The following is a 22,482-nucleotide window of genomic DNA, read 5'->3' as shown; positions in this document are numbered from 1 at the left end:
GTGGACCTGGTCAGCGTCACCGCACTTCACCGGCCGCGCAGCCGGGACGAGGCGCACGCGGCCCTGCTCGCCGGCGCCACGGCCCTGGCCGGTGGGACCGCCCTGCACGGGGAGGCGCACCTGCACCCGGCCGGCGCCGCGGCCCCGCCGGGGGAGACCACCCCGGTCACCGCGCTGGTGGATCTGCTCGACCTGCGCTGGCCCGACGTCGAACCATTGCCCGACGGAGGACTGCGCGTGGCCGCCACGGCCACGCTGCGGACCGTGTTGGACCACCAGCTCACCGCGCCCCTGCGACCGTTCCTCCACGACGCGTTCTCCTGCCTGCTCGCCTCGTGGAAGATCTGGGGCCGCGGCACCTGGGGAGGCAACCTCTGCGCAGCCCTGCCCGCCGGCGCCGGGACCGCCGCGGCCTGCACGCTCGACGCGACCGCCGAGATCTGGACCCCGGGCGGCGGCACCCGCACCGTCCCCGCCGCCGAGGTGGTGGTGGGCCCGGGCCTCACCTGTCTGGCCCCGGGCGAGATCCTGCGCGCGCTCGTCATCCCCGCGTCGGCGAGCCGGGCGCGTTACGCGGTCCGGCGGCACTCGCTGGTGCCCAGCGGCCGCTCCGGCTCCCTGGTCACCGGGCGACTGGACCCCGGCGGCCGCTGCACGCTCGTCGTGACCGCCGCCGTCCCGGCCCCGCAGGTGCTCGTCTGGGACCGGCCCCCCACCGCCGACGAGGCCGCGGCCGCCGTGCGCGACCTGCCCCACTGGCACGACGACCCCCAGGGCGATCCGAGCTGGCGGCGTCACGTGGCGGGGATCGCGGCCCCCGCCGTCGTCGCCGAACTCACCCACCCCACGTACCGGGAGGCACCATGCTGATCACCGTCGACGGACGGGCGCTGGAGACCGACCCGCGCCCCGGGCAGTGCCTGCGGACGCTGCTGCGCGAGTCGGGGGTGCACGCGGTGAAGAAGGGCTGCGACACCGGCGACTGCGGCGCGTGTTCCGTGCTGGTCGACGGCGTGCCCACCCATTCCTGCGTGCTGCCCGCGCACCGCGCAGAGGGCGCCGACGTCCGCACGGCCGCCGGGGTCCCCGACGAGGTGCCGGCCGCGTTCGCCCGCGCCGCCGGCTTCCAGTGCGGGTTCTGCACGGCGGGGATGGTCACCACGGTCACCGGGCTGGGGCACGCGCCGTGCGCCCGGGACGGCGGCCCCGCGCCGAGGATCGCCGCCATGAAGGGCAACCTGTGCCGCTGCACGGGCTACCGGGCGATCTCCGACGCCCTCGACGGCGCCCACAACGCGTGCGCCGCCGGGGGGATCGGGAGCCCGGTCGCCGCGCCGGCCACCGAGCGCGTGGTGCGCGGCGCGGAGCCCTTCACCCTGGACACCGACGTGACGGGCTGCGCGCATCTCGCGGTGCTGCGCTCCCCGCACGCGCACGCCCGCATCGTGTCGATCGACGCCTCCCGCGCGCTCGCGATGGACGGTGTGGTCGCGGTGCTCACCCACCACGACGACCCCGACGTCCTGTTCTCCACCGCCCGCCACCAGCGGCGGACCGACGACCCCGACGACACCCGCGTGCTCGACCCGGTCGTGCGCTACCACGGTCAGCGCGTGGCGGCGGTGGTGGCCGAGTCGGAGGCACTCGCCCGGTGGGCCTGCCAGCTGATCGAGGTGCGCTACGAGGTGTTGCCGTCGGTCCTCGGTCCCGAGGCCGCGCGCGCCCCCGGAGCGCCCGCGATCCACGGCGACAAGGGACCGGACTCCCGGATCGCCGACCCCGCCCGCAACGTGGTGGCCGACTGGTCCGGTGAGGTGGGCGACGTCGACGCCGGGATCGCCCGTGCAGCGCACACGGTGACTGGCACCTGGAGCACCTCGCGGGTCCAGCACACGCACCTGGAGACCCACGCGGTGATCGTGCGGCACGTCGACGGCGGGCCCCGGGTCGGCGGGTCACTCGACATCCGGTCCTCCACCCAGGTGCCGTTCCTCGTGCGTGACGAGTTGGCGTGGATCTTCGGCCTGGACCGCGATGACCTGCGCGTCCACGCCGCGCGCGTGGGCGGCGGGTTCGGCGCCAAGCAGGAGATGATCGTGGAGGACCTGGCCGTGCTCGCCGCTCTGAGCACCGGCCGTGACGTGGTGTGGGAGTACTCGCGCGCCGAGCAGTTCACCTCCGCCACCGTGCGTCACCCGTACCGCACCACCGTCACCGTGGCCTGCGACGACGACGGCCGGCTCACCGCTCTCGAACTGGACGTGCTGTCCGACGCCGGCGCGTACGGGGGCCACTCGGCGGGTGTGATGTTCCACTCCGTCACCGAGTCGGTGGAGCTGTACCGATGCCCGGCCAAGCGGGTGACCGCCGAGGCCGTCTACACGACCACCGTGCCGTCGGGGGCGTTCCGCGGGTACGGGCTGGGGGAGGTGGGGTTCGCCCTGGAGAGCGCGCTGGACGAACTCGCCGACGCCGCCGGGCTGGACCCCGTGGAGCTGCGGCGGCGCAACGTGGTGCGCCCGGGTGACGCGTTGGTGAGCTCCGCTGGCGACGACGACGAGCTGAGCCTGTCCTCCTACGGACTCGACCACTGCCTGGACCTGGTGGCAGGGGCCCTGGCCTCCGGTCGCGGGGAGACCGCGCCGCCCGGGTGGGCGGAGGGGACCGGGGTCGCGCTGTGCATGATCGCCACCAATCCGCCCGGGGGTCACCACGGTTCGGCCCGCGTCGAGATCACCGCCGACGGCACCGTGCACGCCTACGTGGGCACGGCCGAGTTCGGCAACGGGACCGCGACCGTGCACACCCAGATCGTCGCCGAGGCGCTGGGCGTGCCGTCCGACTCGGTGGTGCTGCACGCCTCCGACACCGCCCTGCTCACCCACGACACGGGCGCGTTCGGCTCCGCCGGCACCGTGGTGGGTGGGCGCGCCCTGTACCGCGCGGCCACCCGGGTCGCCGAGCTGCTCCGCGCCGGGGCCCACCTGCCCGTGTCCGCCGAGGGGTGCGCCGACGGGCTGGGGCGGCAGGCCGCGTTCACCGTCCAGGGCGTACGCGTGGCCGTGTGTCCCGACACCGGGACGGTGAAGGTACTGCACAGTGTCCACGCCGTGGACGCCGGGCGGGTCCTCAACCCGCAGCAGCTGAGAGGGCAGGTGGAGGGCGGGGTCGCCCAGGCGCTCGGCGCGGCACTGTACGAGCAAGTGATGCTCGACGAGACCGGCGCGGTCACCAACGCGACACTGCGGCACTACCACCCACCCCGCATGGGCGACGTCCCGCGCACCGAGGTGTTCTTCGCCGACACCGTCGAGCCCGAGGGCGTCCTGGGCGCCAAGTCCATGTCCGAGGCCCCGTACTGTCCGGTCGCCGCGGCCGTGGGGATCGCCGTCCGGCGGGCCACCGGGGTGCGGCAGGACCTCATCCCCCTGACCCCGGACCTGGTGTGGATCAGGTCGTTCGCACCGCGCGACGGCCGGGCTCCCGCGGCGACGAGCCGGACCCCGTCCGCCGCCGTGTCGATCGGCGGCCGGGCATGAGCGCGCGGGTGTTGCGGGTGACCGGTGCCTCGGCGGTCTGGTCGCCGGGGCTCGAGTCGGCGGGCTCCGCCACGGTGGAGTGCGTGGACGGGCGGATCGCCGCGGCGCCGGACGATGCTGTGGTCGAGACCCTCGACGCCGGCGGCGGCGTCGTCACCCCGGGCCTGGTCAACGCCCACCATCACCTACTGCAGAGCGCGTTCCGCACCCTGCCCGGTACCCGCAGCGTGGAGATGGCCGGGTGGCTGGCCCGGATGCGTGAGGCCTACGTCGCCGCGCGGGTCGACCCTGAGCTGGTCGAACTGTCCGCCCGCGTGGCGCTGGCCGAGTCGTTGCTGTGCGGCGTCACCACCGTGGCCGACCACCACCTCACGTGGCCGACGGGCGCGGACCCCGTGCAGATCGCCGGTGCTGCGTACGCCGGCGCGCAGATACTCGGATCGCGACTGGCCTTCGTCCGCGGCACCGCCGGTGACGACCCGGATGCCGCGGCGGCGTCGGTCGAGGCGATCCACGCTGCGCACCTGCCCGGCGCGACCGGCGGCGTCACCGTCGACGGGATGCGGCAGTTGGCCGTGGGGCCGTCGGGAGTGCACGCGGACGGGCCCGCCACCTTCGCCGCCCTGGGGGAGGTCGCGCGCCGGCTCGGGCTCCGCCGGCGTACCCAGGCCAACGAGCAGGTCGACGTGGCCCGCGCCGCCGAGCTGTACGGACGTCGACCCCTGGATCTGCTGGAGGAGTGGGGCTGGCTCGAGCCGGACGTCACCCTCGCCCACCTCTGCGACGTCACGGACCCCGAGATCGCGCTGATCGCCGGCAGCGGGGTCTCCGCGACCCACGCCCCCGCCTGCGATCTTCCGATGGGGTGGGGAGTGGCGCCGGTGGCCCGACTGCGCGACTCCGGAGTGGCCATGGGGCTCGGAACCTCGGGCGGTGGCAGCAACGACGCCGGACACCTCCTGGCCGATGCGCGCCTGGCGATGCAGGTCGCCCCGCTCGCCGGGCGACCACTGGACGCGCTCGAGGTGCTGGAGATGATCACCGCCGGCGGCGCCGACGGGCTGGGGCGCCCCGAGTTGGGCCGGCTCGCGCCGGGGTCTGCCGCGGACCTGGTGGTGTGGGACGTCTCCGGGGTCGCCGACGCCGGGGTCGCGGACCCGATCCGAGGGCTGCTGTGGGCCTGTCCCGGGCGCCGGCCCCGCCACGTGGTGGTGGGCGGCCGCGTGGTGGTGCGGGACTTCGAGCTCGTCACCGCCGACGAGCGGGCCCTGGCCGCGGAGCTACGAGAGCAGTGCGCCCGGCGGGGTATCGGACGCTGACCGGCGCTGACCGGCGCTGACCTGGGGTGCCCTGCTGGGCCGGAGCAGGGCGCCGCAGGTCAGAGCGTCGGGGAGTCCTGCGCCTCAGGATCCGCGGTAGGTGCTGTACCCGAACGGCGACAGGATCAGCGGCACGTGGTGGTGGGCGGCCGGGTCCGTCACCTCGAAGCACACCACCGCCTCCGGGTAGAAGCCGGCCACTCCGGCGGCCCGGTGGTAGCCGCCGGTGTCGAAGGCCAAGCGGTACACGCCGGCCCCGATCTCCACTCGCGCCAGATCGGGTCCCCGGCCGTCGGCGTCGGTGATCCCGGAAGCGAGTTCGGTGCCGGCGGAGTCGGTGAGGCGGTAGCCCAGGCCGACCGCCGGGGTGCCGGTGGCGGTGTCCAGGGCGTGGGTGCTGAGCGACATCAGAGGGCTCCGGTGTCGAGCAATCGGTCCAGCCGCAGGGCGTTGATGGCGGCCAGGTGCTCGCGGGTGGTGGCGAGCTCCTCCGCTGCGGTGAGGTCGATTCTCCGGTCGAGTTCGGCCACGATGTCCTGCGCGGTCAGCCCGGTCGCGCACACGAGGAACGCGTGGCCGAAGTGCTCGGCGTGCCGACTCTGCCCTTCGGCGAGCCGGCGTGCGAGTTCGGCATCCGCGGTGGCGGCTGCGCTCTGCTCCCGAGCGGAGGCCTGCCCGACCTCCCGGGGCGCGCCCGTGCCCGCGCCGCCGCCTGAGCCCGCGCCGATCGGCGGGTGCGCGTCGACCGCGGCCAGCACCTCGGCGTCGCCCTGCTTGTCGAGCACCTGCCGGGCCGCGGCGTGCAGCGCGTCGCGGGAGCAGTACGGCCGCCCCTCCAGCACCGCTCGCGCCCAGGCCTTCGACCCGGAGAGTTCGGTGAGGACCGGCATCAGCTCGTTCGTGGGCGCGGCGTCGAACCCGACCACGGCGGGATCGACGGTCTCGGCGGAACGAGAGCAAACGGGGGGTGTGGTGGTCTCGGGCACGGGCTCATCATCGCAGCGGCAGGGGCCCGGAACACCGCCGACGCGGCAGTCGTAACACGGCGTAACAATCGGCCCCGGCGCCCTGACCTGCGGTGCCCTGCACGCCTCCCGCAGGGCACCGCAGGTCAGGGGCTCGCGCAGCGAGGGCGCAGCGAGGGCGCAGCGCGGGCGCGGCGGGGGTGCGGCGGGAGGAAGGCCCGGGCCGGAACCAAGTAACACTGCCGACACACAACGTCGCTAGCGTTCAGAAACGTCGACGCGTCGCCGCCCGAGCACGAGAGGACCCCAGGATGAAGCTCACCCCCCGCGAGTTGGACAAGCTCACCCTGTTCACCGCGGCCGAGGTCGCGCGTCGCAGGCTCGAGCGTGGGGTGCTGCTCAACGTCCCCGAGGCCACCGCGCTCATCTCGTGGGAGATCGTCGAGCACGCGCGCGACGGCCGCACGGTCGCCGAATGCATGGACCTCGGCCGGCAGGTTCTCGACGCCGGCCGGGTGATGGCCGGAGTGGTCGAGCGGCTGGCGATGATCCAAGTCGAGGCCACGTTCCCCGACGGGACCAAGCTCGTCACCGTGCACGACCCCATCGGGCCGGTGGAGCAGAGCGCGTGAGTGGCCACGAGCACACCGACCCGGAGACCGCCCGGATCGTCCTCGCGCTGGGCCCGGAGTCCGAGAAGATGCCGGACCTGGGCATCCCCGCCGCACGGCCGGGCCGCGACCTGGCCGACCTGGTGGAAGAGCAGGCGCGAAGGCCCGGGGGACCGGATACGGCAGGAGTGGGTGCCGGTGTCGTCGTCGTCGTCGTCCCCATGACGTTGGGCCGCGCGCCCGCGATGGTCGCCGACTGCTCCCGGACGTTGCGCGACGTCCGGGGCAGTACCGACCGCGCGCGGCTCGCCCCAGGACGCGTGGCGTTGGCCGCGCCGCTCGGCGACGCGACCATGCTCGTCACCCGACTGCGCGCGGTGATCCGGAAGCACGGCGCGGTGTGCTCGGCGCTTCTGGTGAGCCGCGCGATCGACCCGTTCGCCGACGCCGAGATGTACCGCCTCGCCCGGCTCGCGCGGCAGTACGGGCAGCCCGGCCTGGTCGAGGTGGCGTTCCACGGCGGCGACGAACCCGACCCCGACCTTCCCGAGGGGCTCGAGCGCGTCCGCGCCCTCGGCGGCCGACGGCCGGTGCTGGTCTCGGCGACCCTCGCCCCCGCGCCGGTCACCGGCCTCGAGCTGCCCGGCGAGGGCGAGTACCTGTTCGGCCCGGCCGCGCTGCGCAGCGTGATCGACACCCGCGTCCGCGCGGCCGTGCACCGGCTCGACCACGGCGACGACGGCATCGATGCCGCCCTCGACGCCGAGGACGGCCACGGTTACGCCCACTCGCACGTCGCCGCCGACGGCACCGTCTACACCCACTCCCACTAGCCCCCACGACCCTTTAGGAGCGACCCATGTCCGGTTCGGTGCACTACCTCTACGGCGACGGGGACATCGAGCTGGGCGCCGGCCGCGGGACCACCGAGGTGCGTGTGACCAACACCGGCGACCGCGCCGTCCAGGTGGGTTCGCACTACCACTTCTTCGAGGCCAACCGGGAGCTGCGCTTCGACCGGATCGCGGCCTACGGGCGGCACCTGGCGATCGGCGCGGGGCTCGCGGTGCGGTTCGAGCCGGGGCAGACGCGGACGGTCCGGTTGGTCGACTTCGCGGGCAAGCGGGTGTGCCACGGGTTCTCCGGGCTGGTCGACGGCCCGCTCGACGACCCGGCCGTGCGCGAGCGCGCGCTGGAGAGGATGGCCGAGCGGGGATTTCTCACCGAGTACGACGACGACGAGATGGCGCCCGTCCCGGACCGTGTGCCCGCAGCCGAGGGCTCGCCCACGGTCATCCCGCGGGCGACCTATACCGACATCTACGGACCCACGGTCGGTGACCGGCTGCGGCTGGCCGACACCGACCTGGTGATCGAGATCGCCACCGACCACAACGCGGTGACCACCGACGGCAGCAGCGGCTACGGCGACGAGGCCGTCTACGGCGGCGGCAAGGCGATCCGCGACGGGATGGCGCAGGACCCGGCGGGCACGCGGGCGTCGGGGGCGTTGGACATGGTGATCACGGGCGCGATCATCGTCGACGCGGTGCTGGGTGTGGTCAAGGGCGACATCGGGGTGCGCGACGGGCGGATCGTGGCCGTGGGCAAGGCCGGCAACCCGCACCTGCAGGACGGCGTGCACCCGGAGCTGGTGATAGGGCCCGGCACGGAGGTGGTGGCGGGTGAGCACAAGATCGTCACCGCCGGCGGAGTGGACACCCACATCCACTACATCGCGCCGCAGCAGGTCGAGGAGGCGCTGAGCAACGGCGTGACCACCCTGTTCGGCGGCGGCACCGGGCCGGCCGAGGGCACCAAGGGCACCACCTGCACGCCGGGTGCCTGGAACATCGGGCGGATGCTGCAGGCCGCCGACGGGCTGCCGGTGAACATCGGAGTGCTGGGCAAGGGCAACACGTCGCAGCCGGAGTCGGCGGTCGAGCAGATCGTGGCCGGCGCGGCGGGACTGAAGATCCACGAGGACTGGGGCACCACGCCCGCGGCGATCCGCTGCGTGCAGGAGGTGGCTGACGAGTACGACGTGCAGGTCGCGATTCACACCGACACCCTCAACGAGTCGGGCTTCTACGAGGACACCCGCGCGGCGTTCGGCGACTCCACCATCCACACCTTCCACTCCGAGGGCGCCGGCGGCGGCCACGCGCCGGACATCCTGCGGGTGTGCGGCGAGCCCAACGTCCTGCCCGCCTCGACCAACCCCACGCTGCCGTACACCGTGAACTCGGTCGACGAACTGCTGGACATGGTGATGGTGTGCCACCACCTGTCGCACGACATCCCGGAGGACGTGAGCTTCGCCGACTCCCGGGTGCGCGCGGAGACGATCGCCGCCGAGACCGTCCTGCACGACGAGGGGATCATCTCCATCTTCTCCTCGGACTCCCAGGCCATGGGCCGGATCGGGGAGTCGTGGCAACGGGCGTTCCAGACCGCCCACCATTGCCGCGTCGAGCGGGGTCCGCTGCCCGAGGACAGCGACCGCAATGACAACGAGCGCGTCCTGCGCTACGTCGCCAAGATGACCATCAACCCCGCGATCGCCGCGGGCATCGCCGACCACCTCGGATCGGTCGAACCCGGCAAGCTCGCGGACCTCGTGGTGTGGCCCGTGGACTCGTTCGCGGCCAAGCCGTCGCTCATCATCAAGGGCGGGATGATCGTGTGGGCGCCGATGGGTGATCCCAACGCGTCGCTGCCCACGCCGCAGCCGGTGATCTACCGCCCGATGTTCGGCGCGTACGGCGGGGCGCTGCAGTCCACGCGGGTGACGTTCCTGTCCGCGGCGGCGATCGAGGCGGGCGTGCCCGAAGAATTGGGCCTCACCTCGCCGTGCCTGCCCGTGCGCGGGTGCCGCGGGATCGGCAAGAAGGACATGGTCCGCAACGACCGCTGCCCGACGATCGAGGTGGATCCCGAGACATACGTCGTCACCGTCGACGGCGAGCCCGCCACCATCGCCCCCGCCACCACGTTGCCGCTGGCCCAGCTCCACTACCTGGCGTGATGGGCACCCCGGGCCTCTCGCAGTTGCTCCTGGCGCTGCAGTTCACGGACTCGTCGTTCCCGTCGGGCATGTACACGCTTTCGCACGGGCTCGAGGGGCTGCGGCAGTTGGGCGCCGTCGACGCAGGGGCCGGGGCCGGAACTGGGGCGCGGTCCGTGGCCGAGGCCGTGCACGGGATCCTGCGCCACTCGGCCGGCCCGGCCGAGGCGACCGCGCTGGCCCTCGCCTGGGCGGCCACCCGCGAGCACGCCGGCGACCCGGCGGCCGCCGATCCTGCTTGCACTGACTCTGCTTCCGCTGACACCGCCGCGCTGCTCGCCGCGCTGACCCGCATCGATCGGCGGCTCCACGCCACCCGACTGACCCGCGAGTTCCGCGACGGCGCCACCCGCACCGGCAAGCAGGTCCTCGACCTCGCCGCCGAACTCCTCGACGACCCGGTGGTGTCCGCGTGGAACGGCCACGTCCGGGCCCGCCGATCGCCGGGCTCGCAGTCGGTGGTCATGGGCGTGGTCTACGCCCGCGGCGGGCTGAGCCAGCGGGAGGCCGTGGCCGCGGACCTCACCGCGTTGGTCATCAGCCTCTCGGGCGCCGCGCTGCGGCTGCGCCTGGCCGATCACCGCAGTGCGCAGGCCCTCGTCCGCGGTGCGGCCCCGGTGATCGCCGAGGTCGCGGACGCCGCCGTGAGTCGGTCACTCGAGGAGCTCGGCGGCTTCGCGCCGGTGCTCGACCTGGCTTCCTGCCACCACGAGCGGGCCGACGCGCGGCTGTTCGCGTCCTGACCCCGCTGGTCCGCCGGCCCGCCCGCACCGCTCTGACCTGGGCTGCCCTGAACACCCCCTCCAGGGCAGCCCGGGTCAGGGTGTCCCACTGGGTGGAGCGCTCGTCGAGGCATCCGAGCGGAGGGCCTACTCTGGCCGCGTTCGCGAGGAAGCGGGAGGGCCTGTACAGGTGGGCGTCAAGGACCGAGTGCAGTCGGAATGCGTGTGCGCATGGTGAGTAGCGATGACGTGGAGTCGCAGAGGTTGCAGGCGGGGACCCCGCCGTATCGACGGTTGTTGACCGCGCTCTTCTTCATCGGGGTGGCCACGTTCGCGCAGCTGTACTCACCCCAGGGTCTGCTGCCGCTGATCTCGACCGAGCAGCAGGTCAGTCCGGACCGGGCCGCGCTCATGATCTCCGCAGCCACTCTCGGCGTGGCACTGGGCGTGATCCCGTGGTCGTATGTCGGCGACGCGGTCGGCCGCAAGCAGGCGATGCTCACCGCAATTGCCTTGGCCTGCCTCTGCGCGGCGCTGATCACGATCATGCCCGGGTTCTGGTGGATGCTCGCCCTGCGGTTCGTCGAAGGCCTCATGCTGGGCGGGGTGCCCGCCCTGGCCGTCGCGTACCTGAGCGAGGAGGTCAGCCCGAAGGTCGCCGCGATCGCGGCGGGCACGTACGTGTCCGGCACGACCATCGGCGGACTCGCCGGGCGGATCATCGCCGCGCCCATCGGGCAGGCGATCGGCTGGGAACTCGGGATGCTCTCGGTCACGGGACTCGCGGTGCTCTGCGTGCTCATCTTCCTGCGCACCGCCCCGCGCGCCCAGAACTTCACCCCTCGGGTCACCCGGCTGTCGGTAGCGGTCGGGGCGCTCGTGGGAAACCTGCGATCACCGGCATTGCTGGTGATCTATTTGCAGGGCTGCCTCACGATGGGCGGGTTCGTGGCCGTGTACAACTTTCTCGGCTTCCGCCTGGCGGACCCGCCGTTCTCGATGCCCATCTGGCTGGTGTCCTTCATCTTCCTGGCCTATCTCGCCGGCACCTTCTCGGCGCCCCGGGCCGGTGTGATGGCCTCACGGTTCGGCCGGAAGCCGGTGCTCATCGCGGGCAACCTGACCATGATGGCCGGCACCGCGCTCACCCTGGTGCCCAACGCGTGGGTCATCATCGCCGGGACGGTGGTGCTCACCGTGGGGTTCTTCGCCTCTCACGCGGTCGCGTCCGGCTGGGCGGGGGCCTCGGCCGTTGCGGGACGTTCCCAGTCTTCGTCGCTGTACAACCTGGGCTACTACGGAGGCTCGTCGCTGTTCGGGTTCGTGGGCGGGATCTTCCTGCACGTGGCGGGATGGCCGGGAACCGTCGCGATGGTGCTGGGCCTGACCGCCGCCGCGACCCTGCTGGCCGCGCTGGTCCTGCCGAGGAACTAGAGCAGCGCGCGCAACAGGATCGAAACACGACTGCATTAGCGTCTCGTCCATGGCAGAGGCACAGCAGGTGTTGCGGATCGGGATCGGCGGGCCGGTGGGCTCGGGCAAGACCGCGCTCATCGAGGCACTGGTTCCGGGGTTGATCGCGCGGGGCCGCACCCCGGCCGTGATCACGAACGACATCTACACGCAGGAGGACGCCGAGCACGTCCGCCGCACCCTGGCCGGTGTCCTCGATCCCGCCCGGGTCGTGGGCGTGGAGACCGGCTCGTGCCCGCACACCGCGGTACGCGATGACCCCACCATGAATCTCGCGGTGGGAGCGGAGATGCTCGAGGAGCACCCTGACGTCGACACCCTCATCTACGAGTCCGGCGGGGACAACCTGACGCTGACCTTCTCCCCGGCGCTGGTCGACCTGTTCGTATTTGTTCTGGACACCGCCGAGGGGGAGAAGATGCCCCGCAAGCGCGGACCGGGTATCACCGAGTGCGACCTGCTGGTGATCAACAAGATCGACATCGCCCAGTACGTGCGCTGCGACCTGGGCGTGATGTCCTCGGACGCCGACCGCGTCCGCTCGGGCAAGCCCGTCGCGCTCACCGACTGCCTCTCCGGGACGGGCATCGACGAGGTGCTCGACTACTTCGAGTCCCGCCGGGTGGAACTGCTGCCCGCACGGTGAGCGACCGGCTGACCCGCGCCGCCGACCCGGGGTTCGTGTGGCCCTCGGTCGCGGCCGGACCGCAGACCGGGCCCGGGGCGCTCCCAGTCGGCTCGCCCGGCAAGGTCGGCGTGCTGGACCTGGCGTTCCGTCTCGACGGCTGCGACCCCGCCGGGCGGACGGTTCTGGCCGAGCGGTTCCAGAAGTCCCCGCTGCAGGTGATGCGGCCGCTGTACATCGACCCGGTGCTGCGCCAGATGCCGACGGTGTACGTGATGTCGACCGGCGGCGGGATCGTCGGCGGCGACCGACTCGACATGGACGTCCGGGTGGCCGCCGGCGCGCACGCCCTGGTCACCACCCAGGCCGCGAACCGCGTGCACCGGATGGACGTCGGCTATGCCACCCAGAACGTCTCCCTGACGCTGGGCGCGGGCGCGGTGTGCGAGTGGCTGCCGGATCCGCTCATCCCGTACGGCGGCAGCCGGTTCCAGCAACGGCTGCGGGCCGAAGTCCCCGACGACGCCGTGTTCATCGCGGCTGACGTCCTCACCGCCGGACGCGTCGCCCGCGGGGAGAGCTGGGACGTGAACGCCTACGTCTCGGCCGTGGAGATCTCCCGCCCCGACGGCACCCTGCTCGCCGTGGACACCACCCACATCACCCGCGCCGAGGCCGGCCATCCGCTGGTCACCGGCGACGCCGACGCGATCGGGACCCTGTTCGTGGTGGCTCCCGGCCCGGCCGACGCGCTCGCGGCGGTCATGCGGGCCGCGGCTGACGCGGCGGCTGACGCGGCAGCCGGGGCCGCGGCCCGGGGCTCAGATGACCCCGATGCGGCGGTGCGGTGCGGGGTGAGCACCCTGCCGGACGGCTGCGGCGCCTGGCTGCGGGTGCTGGGCCGGGGGCAGGAGAACGTGGAGGCAGCGGTGCGCGCGGTCTGGTCCGCCGCGCGCGTGCACCTGCTGGGCGCCCCGGCGCCGGACCTGCGCAAGAACTGACCGCGCTCCGCGCCCGGCGGCTCCAGACTCTGCGTCACACAGCGTTCACACAACGTCGGTAGAGGCAACGGCGGCGAAACACCGGCGACTCAGCTGACTCACATCATGGCCATACCTTTATCCGCATCGCGCTTCGAGACCCGCAGCCCGCGGGAGGCCTCGACAGCCGGTCAGTGAAGGTCAGGTCAACCACGTGAACTCCACCTCTCTCTCCTCTGGGAAGTCAGCGCGCCCGGGCCAGACGCCGCGCACGACCCGCACCCGGCGCGCGCTGGCCACCGCCGGCCTCGTGCTCCTGGGCGCGGGAGCGCTCACCGCCTGCGGCAGCCGGACCGGTGACACCGCCGCGGCCGCCGCCGAGTCCTGTGTGGACACCTCCGGCGACACCATCAAGGTCGGTTCGCTGCACTCGCTGTCCGGGACGATGGCCATCTCCGAGAAGACAGTGCGTGACTCGGTCGCCCTGGCGATCGAGCAGATCAACGCCGAGGGTGGCGTGCTGGGCAAGCAGATCGTCCCCGTGGTGGAGGACGGCGCGTCCGACCCGGCCGTGTTCGCGGAGAAGGCGCAGAAGCTCATCACCAGTGACTGCGTGGCGGCGATCTTCGGCGGCTGGACCTCGTCGTCCCGCAAGGCGATGCTGCCGGTGGTCGAGGACGCCAACGCGCTGCTCTACTACCCGGTGCAGTACGAGGGCCTCGAGGCGTCGGAGAACATCTTCTACACCGGTGCCACCACCAACCAGCAGATCGTCCCCGCCCTGGAGTACCTCAAAGAGCAGGGTGTGAAGTCCATGTACCTGGTGGGCTCGGACTACGTCTTCCCGCAGACCGCCAACCGCGTGATCAAGGCGTGGGCCGAGGCGAACGAGGTCGAGATCCTCGGCGAGGACTACACCCCGCTGGGCTCGACCGACTTCTCGACCATCGTCAACAAGGTGCGCACCGCAAACCCGGACGCCGTGTTCAACACGCTCAACGGCGATTCCAACGTGGCGTTCTTCCGCGAGTACTCCAACGCCGGCCTGTCCGCCGAGGACACCCCGGTGGTGAGCGTGTCGATCGCCGAGGAGGAGGTCCAGGGCATCGGCGCGGCGAACATCGAGGGGCAGCTGACCTCGTGGAACTACTACCAGACGATCGACTCGCCGGAGAACACCGCGTTCGTCGAGGCGTTCAAGGCGAAGTACGGCGCGAACCGCGTCACCTCCGATCCGATGGAAGCCGCGTACACCTCGGTCTACCTGTGGAAGAACACGGTCGAGAAGGCGGACTCCTTCGCCGTCGACGCCATCCAGGACGCCGCTGACGGCGTCAGCTTCGACGCCCCTGAGGGCACCGTCACCATCAACGGCGAGAACAACCACATCTCTAAGACCGCGATCGTCGGCGAGATCCGCCCCGACGGCCTGATCTACGAGGTGTGGAGCTCCGGCGAGGCGATCGAGCCCGACCCGTTCCTCGAGTCCTACGACTGGGCCGGCGATCTATCCGGGAACTGACGCCCGACCGTCAGCCCGGATCACCCAGCCCCGCCCATCCCGCCCGACCCACCCCGCTCCCGGCCCGTCAGTCGGGAGCGGCGGAGGGGAGGGCGGGACCCGGAGAAAGGAGCCGATGTGGACATCCTCATCGGACAACTCGCGACCGGATTGAGCATCGGCTCCATCCTCCTGCTCGCCGCCCTCGGCCTGAGCCTGACGTTCGGCCAGATGGGCGTCATCAACATGGCCCACGGCGAGTTCATCATGGCCGGCTGCTACACCGCCTACGTCGTCCAGCAGATCACCGCCGCCTCCGGGATGAGCCTGCTGCTGTCCCTGGTTCTGGGTTTCGTCGTCGGCGGCCTGCTCGGCGTGCTGCTCGAGGTGACGCTCATCAGGCGTCTCTACGCCCGTCCACTCGACACTCTGCTCGTGACGTTCGGTGTGGGCCTGGTCCTGCAGCAGATCGCCCGCGACATCTGGGGCGCCCCGGCCGTCAACGTGGCGGTGCCGGAGTTCCTGCGCGGCAGTGTCGAACTGCTCGGCGCGTCGGTGCCGCTGACTCGCGTGTTCATCTTCGTCCTGGCGATCACCTGCGTCGCCGCGGTCATGGCCGCAATGAAGTTTACGCCCATGGGCCGCCGCATCCGTGCGGTCACGCTCAACCGTGACCTCGCCGAGTCGTCGGGCATCAGCTCCCGCCGTACCGACATCACCACCTTCTTCATCGGCTCCGGCCTGGCCGGCGTCGCCGGGGTGGCGCTCACGCTCATCGGCTCGACCAGCCCCACGATCGGCCAGTCGTACCTCATCGACGCGTTCCTCGTGGTGGTCGTGGGAGGCCTCGGCCAGCTGCGGGGCGCCGTGATCGCGGCGTTCGCGCTCGGGGTCCTGCACTCGTTCTTCGAGTACTCCACCACCGCGTCGGTGGCCAAGGTGCTCGTCTTTGTCGCCATCATCATCTTCCTGCAGGTGCGCCCGCAGGGCCTGTTCGCCGTCAAGACCAGGAGCCTGGCATGACCAAGACCATCTCCGTCACCCGAGCGGCTGGCGGCGCCGACTCCGCCGACTCCGCTGCCACCACCGCCGCCGATCCCGCCGCCGCGCCGCCCCGGCGCACCCGCGCCCGGCGCCTGCTCACCGGCGACGCCGAGCGGCCACGGTGGACGTTCTGGGCCGCGCTCGCGGTGGCCGCGCTGATCATCTTCGGCCTCGCGCCCGCGCTGCTGTCCGATTTCCGCCTGAGCCTGCTGGCCAAGTTCTTCTGCTACGCGATCGTCGCCAGCGGCATCGGTCTGGCGTGGGGGCGCGGCGGCATGCTCACCCTGGGCCAGGGCGTGTACTTCGGCGTGGGCGCGTACGCGATGGCGATGTTCCTCAAGATCTCCGACGCCCGCGACCGCGGCGGCGCCGACGCACTGCCCGACTTCATGCAGATCGCCGGGATGCGCGCGCTGCCCGGGTACTGGGTGCCGTTCGCCTCGCCCGGGTTCACGCTCGCGGTGATCCTGCTGGTGCCGCCGCTGCTGGCGTTCGGGTTCGGCTACCTGGTGTTCAACCGCAAGGTCAAGGGCGCCTACTTCGCGATCCTCTCGCAGGCCCTGGCCGCGGCCGCCGCGATCTTCCTCGTGAGCCGGCCGGAGCTGGGCGGGTCCAACGGGCTCAACCGCTTCACCGGGTTCTTCGGGTTCGCGCTGTCCGACCCTGCCAACCGGCGGATGCTGTACTTCCTCGCCGGCGGCGCGCTGCTCCTGGTGGTGCTGCTGGTGCGCCAGCTCATGAACTCCCGGTTCGGCGAGCTGCTCGTGGCCGTCCGTGACCAGGAGGAGCGCGTGCGGTTCCTCGGCTACGACCCGGCGATGGTCAAGTCGTTCGCCTACGCCGTGGCCGCCTTCGCCGCGGGGCTCGCCGGGGCGCTGTTCGTGCCGATCGTCGGGATCATCTCGCCGTCGGCGATCGGTATCGCGCCCTCGATCGCGTTCCTCATCGGCGTCGCGATCGGCGGCCGCGCCACCCTGCTCGGCCCGGTGCTCGGCGCGATCGGGGTGGCGTGGGCGCAGACCGCGTTCTCCGAGGCCTACCCGTCGCAGTGGACCTACCTGCAGGGGATCTTGTTCATCGTGGTGGTGGGGTTCCTGCCCGGTGGCCTGGCGTCGCTGTTCGTGATGCGGCGTCGGCGGGCGAAGGACACCCCCGCAATGACAACGACAACGACGACGACAACGACGACGACGAGCGCCGCCACCTCCGACCGGCCCGCCACCACCGGCGTCGCCGAACCTGATCCCGATTCGTCGGCGCCGGGCGCCGCTTCCCCCGAGGAGTCCCGATGACCCCGACCACCGCCTTCGGCATCGGTGCCGCCCTCTCTGCGGGCACCCTGACCGGCGCCGAGATCGGCCTGCCCGGCTCCGGCGCCCGCAAGAACGCCCGGACTCGCTCCGGGGAGGGAGGCGCCGGCACCTACCTCGAGGTCCGCGATCTGACGGTGACGTTCGACGGGTTCAAGGCCGTGGACGGCGTCGACCTCACGCTGATCCAGGGCGACCTGCGCTTCCTCATCGGCCCGAACGGCGCCGGCAAGACGACCGTCGTCGACGCGATCACCGGGCTCGTGCCCGCCACCGGCACCGTCGACAAGTCGGGGCAGCCGGTGCTGGGGATGAAGACGCACAAGATCGCCAGGATGGGCATCGGCCGCACCTTCCAGACGGCGTCGGTGTTCGAGGACCTCACCGTGGAGCAGAACCTCGACATCGCCGCCGGCGCCGACCGCGGCCCGCTCACCCTGCTGCGGCGTCGCCACGGCCGGGAGGACAGGGTCGCCGATGCGCTCGAGACCATCGGGCTCGGGCACCTCGCCGGCACCAAGGCAGGGGTGCTGGCGCACGGGCAGAAACAGTGGCTGGAGATCGGCATGCTGCTGGTCCAGGACTCCGACGTCATGCTGCTCGACGAGCCCGTCGCCGGGATGGGCGCCGAGGAGCGTCAGGCCACCGGCGAGCTGCTGCAGCGCATCGCCGCCGACCGAACCGTCGTGGTGGTGGAACACGACATGGACTTCATGCGCGCGTTCGCCACCTCCGTCACCGTCCTGGCCGCCGGCAAGGTGCTCGCGGAGGGCACCGTCGCCGAGATCCAGGCCGACCCCAAGGTGCAGCAGGTCTACCTGGGCACCGCCGCCGCGACCGGCACCGAGCTGGAAGACGAGACCGAGGAGTCCCCACGATGACCGCACTGCTCAAGATGACCGGCGTCCGCGCGGGCTACGGGGGCTCGGAGGTCGTCCACGGTGTCGACCTCGAGGTCCCAGCCGGGGGAGTGGCCGCGATCCTCGGCCACAACGGTGCCGGCAAGACGACGCTGCTGCGGACCGCGGTGGGACTGTTGCCCTGCAAGGGCGGGACGATCGAGTTCGACGGCGAGGACATCACCTCCCTGCGGCCGCACGCGCGGGTGGCCCGCGGGATCGGCTACGTCCCGCAGGGTCAGCAGTCGTTCACCCAGCTCACGACGGCCGAGAACCTCCAGGTGGTCGCCGACGGGCGCAAGCGCGGTAAGGCGCTGATCGACGAGTCTCTGGACCTGTTCCCGGCGCTCAAGGAACTGCTCGACCGCAAGGCCGGCCTGCTCTCCGGCGGTCAGCGTCAGCAGCTGGCGATCGCCCGGACGCTCATCACCGAGCCGCGGATGCTGGTGCTGGACGAGCCCACCGAGGGCATCCAGCCCAACGTCGTGGCCGAGATCGAGCGCATCATCGTGGACCTCGCCTCCCGCGGTGACCTTTCGGTCCTGCTGGTCGAACAGCACGTGGGCTTCTCGCTGCGGGCCTCCGACGTCTATTACGTCATGGAGTCCGGGCGGATCTCGCACTCAGGCGCCTCTGATGCGACCGCCGCCCACGAGGTGTCGGCGGCGCTGGCGATCTGAGTCCGCGCCGACCGACCGCGCCGCCCGACAGCGCCTCCGCCTGCACCCGGGCCGCCGCCCGCCGAAACCGCCGCTGACCTGGGGTGCCCTGGACGACCCGTGCAGGGCGCCCCAGGTCAGAGGGCTCGGGCCGGCCACGCCGCGGGCGCGCGTCCCGCACCGAATAGTCGACACCGTTAACTGCTCGGGGCAAAGAGTGTTTATTCTCTTTCCCAGTGCCGAGACTCCCTCCCCGGCGCACGGGCTCACTTAGCGGCCGCAGTGAGAGCGAACCGTCCCCCTCAGGCCTGTCCGAAAGGCGCCCCCTCATGGCGATTGCCCAACCCAAGCGTGTCAAGGAGATCACCAAGTCGATCTCTGAAGGCGATATGGAGACGGCGGCCACGGCCACCATCAACTTCATCCTCGATTCGGGAGTGAACGGTTTCGGACCGGTCAAGGGTGCCGAGACCATCGCCGCCGAGGCACTCAAGCACTCCGGTGGCGACGCCGAAAAGGCCATCAAGCGGATCATCGCCACGCACACCAGGGTCGTGGGCGCGTCGGGGTTCGTGTCCGGACTCGGTGGGCTGGCCACGATGGCGGTGGCCATTCCCACGGATGTCACCGTCTTCTACACGCGAGCCACCCGCATGATCGCGGCGGTCGCACACCTGCGCGGATATGACGTTCACAGCGAGGAGGTCCGCAGTGTCATCGCGGTGTCGCTGATCGGATCCGCCGGTGTCGAGGCGATGTCCAAGGCCGGAGTCGAGATCGGCACCAAGACGGCCGTCGCGGCCCTGAAAAGGGTTCCGGGCACTGTCCTGACCAAGATCAACAAGGCGGTGGGCTTCCGTCTGGTCACCAAGTTCGGCACCACGGGGTCCATCAACCTGGTCAAGGTCGTGCCCGTGGCGGGCGCAGCCGTGGGCGGGACGATCAACATCGCGGGCATCCGATCGATCGCCGGCTACGCGAAGAGCAACTTCCCGGCAGTCGACCCAGTGGTCGTGCCGGGCACCGTCGTCTGAGCCTGCCGCCGGACAGCCGGCCCCTGCCGCATTGCGTCGAAACCGCCGCTGACCTGGGGTGCCCTGCACGGCCCGTTCAGGGCACCCCAGGTCTGGGTCGGGCCCCCGCACCTCACGCCCCCCGCAACTCCGCCAACCGCAGCGCCAGCCGCAGCTCGAGCGCGCGGTCGCCGCGGCGCCAGCCGGTGCCCAGCACCTGGTCCAGCCGGTCGAGCCGCTGGTACACGGTGTTGACGTGCACGAACAGCCGCTCGGCGGTGGCGGAGGGGCTGCCGTCGGCGGCGAACCACGCCTCGAGCGTGTCGAGTAGCGCGGTGCCGCGGGTGCGGTCGAAGTCGCGCACCGGGCCGAGGTTGCGCTCGATGAACTGCGTGACGAACTCGCGGTCGACCTCGCTGAACAGCAGCCCGTACAGCCCGAGCTCCTCGGTGGCGGCGCCGTCACTTGCCCGGTCGAGCGCGATGAGCAGCCGCGCAGCCCGTCCGGCCCGCTCGACGTGGTCGCCCACCTCCGCGAGCCCGGCGATACCGGCAATCGGTCCGGCGGCGCCGACGGTCGCCCGGTGCGCGGACAGTCGGGCGGCGACGTCGCGGGCGGTGGCGCCGGCGTCGGTGCCGGGCAGCAGCATCACGCCGCGGTCGCCGTAGGTGGTGACCAGCCCGTCGTCGGCGCGGGCGAGGGAGCGGCACTCGGTCTCCAGCGCCCGTGTCATCCGGGCCTCGGCGGGCGTGATCACCAGCGCCACGAGGTCGGCGTCCACGTCCACCCCGAGCAGGGCGGCCCGCCGGGCGATGGCCTCGAGGTCGTGCTCGCCGGGTGACAGGACCTCGGCGAGCAGCTCGCCACGCACGCGGTTGTCGGCCTCGTCGCGCGCGCGGTGCCCCAGCAGGATCAGCGCGATCACCGAGCTCACGCGCGCGAGGACGGGCCGGATGGCGGGCACGGTCCCGCGGCTGGCGAAGGCGACGTACCCGAGGTGGTCAGGTCCGGTGACGACAGGGGTGACGACGACGAGGTGGCCGTCCTCCGACCTGGTGACCGCGGTGGTCGCGGACTCGGAGTCCGCGCCGACCTTGGCCAGGACCTGCCGCAGCAGGTCGACGGGCGGTCCCTCGGGGGAGCGGGCCGAGCCGATCTCCCGGTGGGCGAGGTCGAACACGGCGGCGGTGCCTCCCTCGAGGTCCACCACGAGGTCGACGATCTCGGGGACGGTCGTGCCGGAGATGACCAGCCGGGTGAGCCGTTCGTGCAGGTCGACGGTGGCGGACAGGCGGGTGGTCTCGGCGTGGGCGATGTCGAGGGCGTCGCGGGTGGAGTCGAGGTCCCGCTGGCGGCGGGAGGTGCGTTCGGCGGCGGTGAGGGCGGCCGAGATCTGGTCGGCGAGGAGCGCGAGGAGGGTGATCTCGTCCTGGGTGAAGTCGCGTTCGCGTCGATCGGAGGTGAACAGCATCCCGGTGAGCCGGCCGTGGGTGCGCACGGGGACGCCGAGGATCGCGGTGAGGCCTTCCTCGACGATGATCGGGTCGATGACGTGGGTGTATTGCTCGTCGACGAGGTAGTTGCGGGTCCAGCGGGGGGCCATGGCCTCGGCGACCTGCCCGCCCAGGCCGAGTCCCATGCCCAGGCGGATGGTGTCGAACCTGGGGCTGGTGGCGCCCTCGGCCATCCGCATGTAGGTGTCGCCGCGCTCGGGGTCGAGCAGCATGACGTAGGCCAGGTCGGTGCCCACGAGTTGGCGGGCCCTGCGGATGGCGATGTGCAGCACGGCGTCCTCGTCCTCCGCCGAGGCGAGCTCGGCGGAGGCGTCGAGGACGTCGCGCAGCCCGAGGGCGAGGTCGACGGCCATGGCTCGAGCGGGCTTCAGCGGCCGGTGAACTGCGCCTTGCCGGGGCCGGAGTCCATGAACGACTGCATGCCGATCTCGCGGTCCTCGGTGGCGAACAGTCCGGCGAAGAGGGCGCGCTCGATGGCCAGCCCGGTGTCGAGGTCCACCTCGATACCGCGGTCGACGGCCTCCTTGACGGCCCGCAGCGCGATACGGGGTCCGCCGACGAACTGCCGGGCCCACTCGAGGGCGCGGGTGACGGCCTGCCCGTCCGGGACGACCTCCTCGACCGCGCGCAGCTCGAGGGCCTCGGCGGCGGTGAGCGTGCGGCCGGTGAGGCAGAGGTCCTTGGCCACGGCCGGGCCGACGAGCCGGGTGAGGCGCTGCGTGCCGCCGGCGCCGGGGATGATGCCGAGCAGGATCTCGGGCTGGCCGAGCTTGGCCTTGTCCTCGGCGATGCGCCGGTCGCAGCACAGGGCCAGTTCCATGCCGCCGCCCAGGGCCGCGCCGGTGATGGCGGCGACGGTGGGCTGGGGGATCGCGGCGACGGCCGTGAACGCGGACTGCAGCTCGCGGGCCTCGGCGACCATCCGGGCATACGGCATGTTCCGCATCTCCTTGATGTCGGCACCGGCGGCGAAGACGCGCTCGCTGCCGGTGAACACCACGGCGTCGACGTCGTCGCGGCCGGAGACCTCGCCGGCCACCGCGCGGAGTTCCTCCTGCATCGCGCGGGACAGGGCGTTGACCGGCGGCCGGCCCAGGGTGACCAGCGCGATGCCGTCGGTGACGTCGAGGGTGAGGAACTCGTAGGTGCTGGACGGGGTGGATGGAGATTCAGACATGAGCACACTCCGAAGCTAGGGGGAATCTCCATTGTATGTGGTCCACACCACTCCTACGGTTCAG

The 22,482-nt window shown here is 72.2% G+C and carries 20 protein-coding genes; 16 read left to right on the top strand and 4 right to left on the bottom strand.

The window, feature by feature from the left end; translation table 11 throughout:
• From L8M95_RS06915 to L8M95_RS06905, 3 genes are read left to right on the top strand one after another with little or no spacing between them, the layout of a single operon-like run.
• On the top strand, positions 1-870 hold the full coding sequence (locus L8M95_RS06915) for an FAD binding domain-containing protein (protein WP_260488746.1): 870 nt from the start codon (positions 1-3) through the stop codon (positions 868-870).
• Complete coding sequence (locus L8M95_RS06910) at positions 864-3,539, top strand: molybdopterin cofactor-binding domain-containing protein (RefSeq protein ID WP_260488745.1); 2,676 nt, start codon at positions 864-866, stop codon at positions 3,537-3,539. Before L8M95_RS06915 ends, L8M95_RS06910 begins: the two co-directional genes overlap by 7 nt.
• Positions 3,536-4,858: an amidohydrolase family protein gene (locus L8M95_RS06905; protein WP_260488744.1), complete on the top strand. Its 1,323-nt coding sequence runs from the start codon at positions 3,536-3,538 to the stop codon at positions 4,856-4,858. The genes L8M95_RS06910 and L8M95_RS06905 overlap by 4 nt, the downstream gene beginning before the upstream one ends.
• A gap of 84 nt (positions 4,859-4,942) precedes the next feature.
• On the opposite strand, the gene uraH is transcribed toward L8M95_RS06905, so the two are convergent.
• Positions 4,943-5,266, bottom strand: coding sequence for a hydroxyisourate hydrolase (uraH, locus tag L8M95_RS06900; protein WP_260488743.1), 324 nt, complete (start codon positions 5,264-5,266; stop codon positions 4,943-4,945).
• Positions 5,266-5,844 carry a 2-oxo-4-hydroxy-4-carboxy-5-ureidoimidazoline decarboxylase gene (locus L8M95_RS06895; RefSeq protein ID WP_260488742.1) on the bottom strand — a complete coding sequence of 193 codons (579 nt, stop codon included), beginning with the start codon at positions 5,842-5,844 and terminating at the stop codon, positions 5,266-5,268. Before L8M95_RS06895 ends, uraH begins: the two co-directional genes overlap by 1 nt.
• 290 nt (positions 5,845-6,134) lie before the next feature.
• Here L8M95_RS06895 and L8M95_RS06890 point away from each other — a divergent pair, with 290 nt between their 5' ends.
• From L8M95_RS06890 to L8M95_RS06830, 13 genes are all read left to right on the top strand, one after another.
• Complete coding sequence (locus L8M95_RS06890) at positions 6,135-6,455, top strand: urease subunit gamma (protein WP_260488741.1); 321 nt, start codon at positions 6,135-6,137, stop codon at positions 6,453-6,455.
• Positions 6,452-7,267, top strand: a complete 816-nt coding sequence (locus L8M95_RS06885; protein ID WP_260488740.1) for a hypothetical protein — start codon at positions 6,452-6,454, stop codon at positions 7,265-7,267. The genes L8M95_RS06890 and L8M95_RS06885 overlap by 4 nt, the downstream gene beginning before the upstream one ends.
• A 26-nt stretch (positions 7,268-7,293) precedes the next feature.
• Positions 7,294-9,462, top strand: a complete 2,169-nt coding sequence (ureC, locus tag L8M95_RS06880) for an urease subunit alpha (protein WP_260488739.1) — start codon at positions 7,294-7,296, stop codon at positions 9,460-9,462.
• Positions 9,462-10,244 carry an urease accessory protein UreF gene (locus L8M95_RS06875; RefSeq protein WP_260489187.1) on the top strand — a complete coding sequence of 261 codons (783 nt, stop codon included), beginning with the start codon at positions 9,462-9,464 and terminating at the stop codon, positions 10,242-10,244. The genes ureC and L8M95_RS06875 overlap by 1 nt, the downstream gene beginning before the upstream one ends.
• Positions 10,245-10,454: 210 nt before the next feature.
• Positions 10,455-11,657, top strand: coding sequence for an MFS transporter (locus L8M95_RS06870; protein ID WP_260488738.1), 1,203 nt, complete (start codon positions 10,455-10,457; stop codon positions 11,655-11,657).
• Between the two features lie 49 nt (positions 11,658-11,706).
• Positions 11,707-12,342, top strand: a complete 636-nt coding sequence (gene ureG, locus L8M95_RS06865) for an urease accessory protein UreG (protein ID WP_260488737.1) — start codon at positions 11,707-11,709, stop codon at positions 12,340-12,342.
• Entirely contained in the window at positions 12,339-13,322 is a 984-nt protein-coding gene (locus tag L8M95_RS06860; protein ID WP_260488736.1) for an urease accessory protein UreD, read from the top strand. Before ureG ends, L8M95_RS06860 begins: the two co-directional genes overlap by 4 nt.
• Before the next feature lie 271 nt (positions 13,323-13,593).
• Complete coding sequence (gene urtA, locus L8M95_RS06855) at positions 13,594-14,823, top strand: urea ABC transporter substrate-binding protein (protein WP_260489186.1); 1,230 nt, start codon at positions 13,594-13,596, stop codon at positions 14,821-14,823.
• A 117-nt stretch (positions 14,824-14,940) separates the two neighbouring features.
• Entirely contained in the window at positions 14,941-15,825 is an 885-nt protein-coding gene (gene urtB, locus L8M95_RS06850; RefSeq protein ID WP_253002373.1) for an urea ABC transporter permease subunit UrtB, read from the top strand.
• Complete coding sequence (gene urtC / locus L8M95_RS06845) at positions 15,822-17,138, top strand: urea ABC transporter permease subunit UrtC (protein ID WP_260488735.1); 1,317 nt, start codon at positions 15,822-15,824, stop codon at positions 17,136-17,138. Before urtB ends, urtC begins: the two co-directional genes overlap by 4 nt.
• A complete protein-coding gene (urtD, locus tag L8M95_RS06840; protein WP_260488734.1) occupies positions 17,135-18,037 on the top strand; it encodes an urea ABC transporter ATP-binding protein UrtD in 903 nt (300 codons plus the stop codon). Before urtC ends, urtD begins: the two co-directional genes overlap by 4 nt.
• Positions 18,034-18,735, top strand: a complete 702-nt coding sequence (gene urtE / locus L8M95_RS06835; RefSeq protein ID WP_372502724.1) for an urea ABC transporter ATP-binding subunit UrtE — start codon at positions 18,034-18,036, stop codon at positions 18,733-18,735. Before urtD ends, urtE begins: the two co-directional genes overlap by 4 nt.
• Before the next feature lie 308 nt (positions 18,736-19,043).
• Positions 19,044-19,748, top strand: a complete 705-nt coding sequence (locus tag L8M95_RS06830; protein WP_206472050.1) for an EcsC family protein — start codon at positions 19,044-19,046, stop codon at positions 19,746-19,748.
• Between the two features lie 112 nt (positions 19,749-19,860).
• Here L8M95_RS06830 and L8M95_RS06825 read toward each other — a convergent pair whose 3' ends face one another.
• Together L8M95_RS06825 and L8M95_RS06820 are read right to left on the bottom strand one after the other, a co-directional pair.
• Entirely contained in the window at positions 19,861-21,594 is a 1,734-nt protein-coding gene (locus L8M95_RS06825; RefSeq protein ID WP_260488733.1) for a helix-turn-helix domain-containing protein, read from the bottom strand.
• A 14-nt stretch (positions 21,595-21,608) separates the two neighbouring features.
• Positions 21,609-22,418, bottom strand: a complete 810-nt coding sequence (locus L8M95_RS06820; RefSeq protein WP_260488732.1) for an enoyl-CoA hydratase/isomerase family protein — start codon at positions 22,416-22,418, stop codon at positions 21,609-21,611.
• Positions 22,419-22,482: the final 64 nt, after the last annotated feature.

It is taken from the genome of Dietzia sp. B32 (assembly GCF_024732245.1).
Taxonomy (GTDB): Bacteria; Actinomycetota; Actinomycetes; order Mycobacteriales; family Mycobacteriaceae; genus Dietzia.
This window is presented reverse-complemented; position numbering and strand designations above follow the sequence as displayed.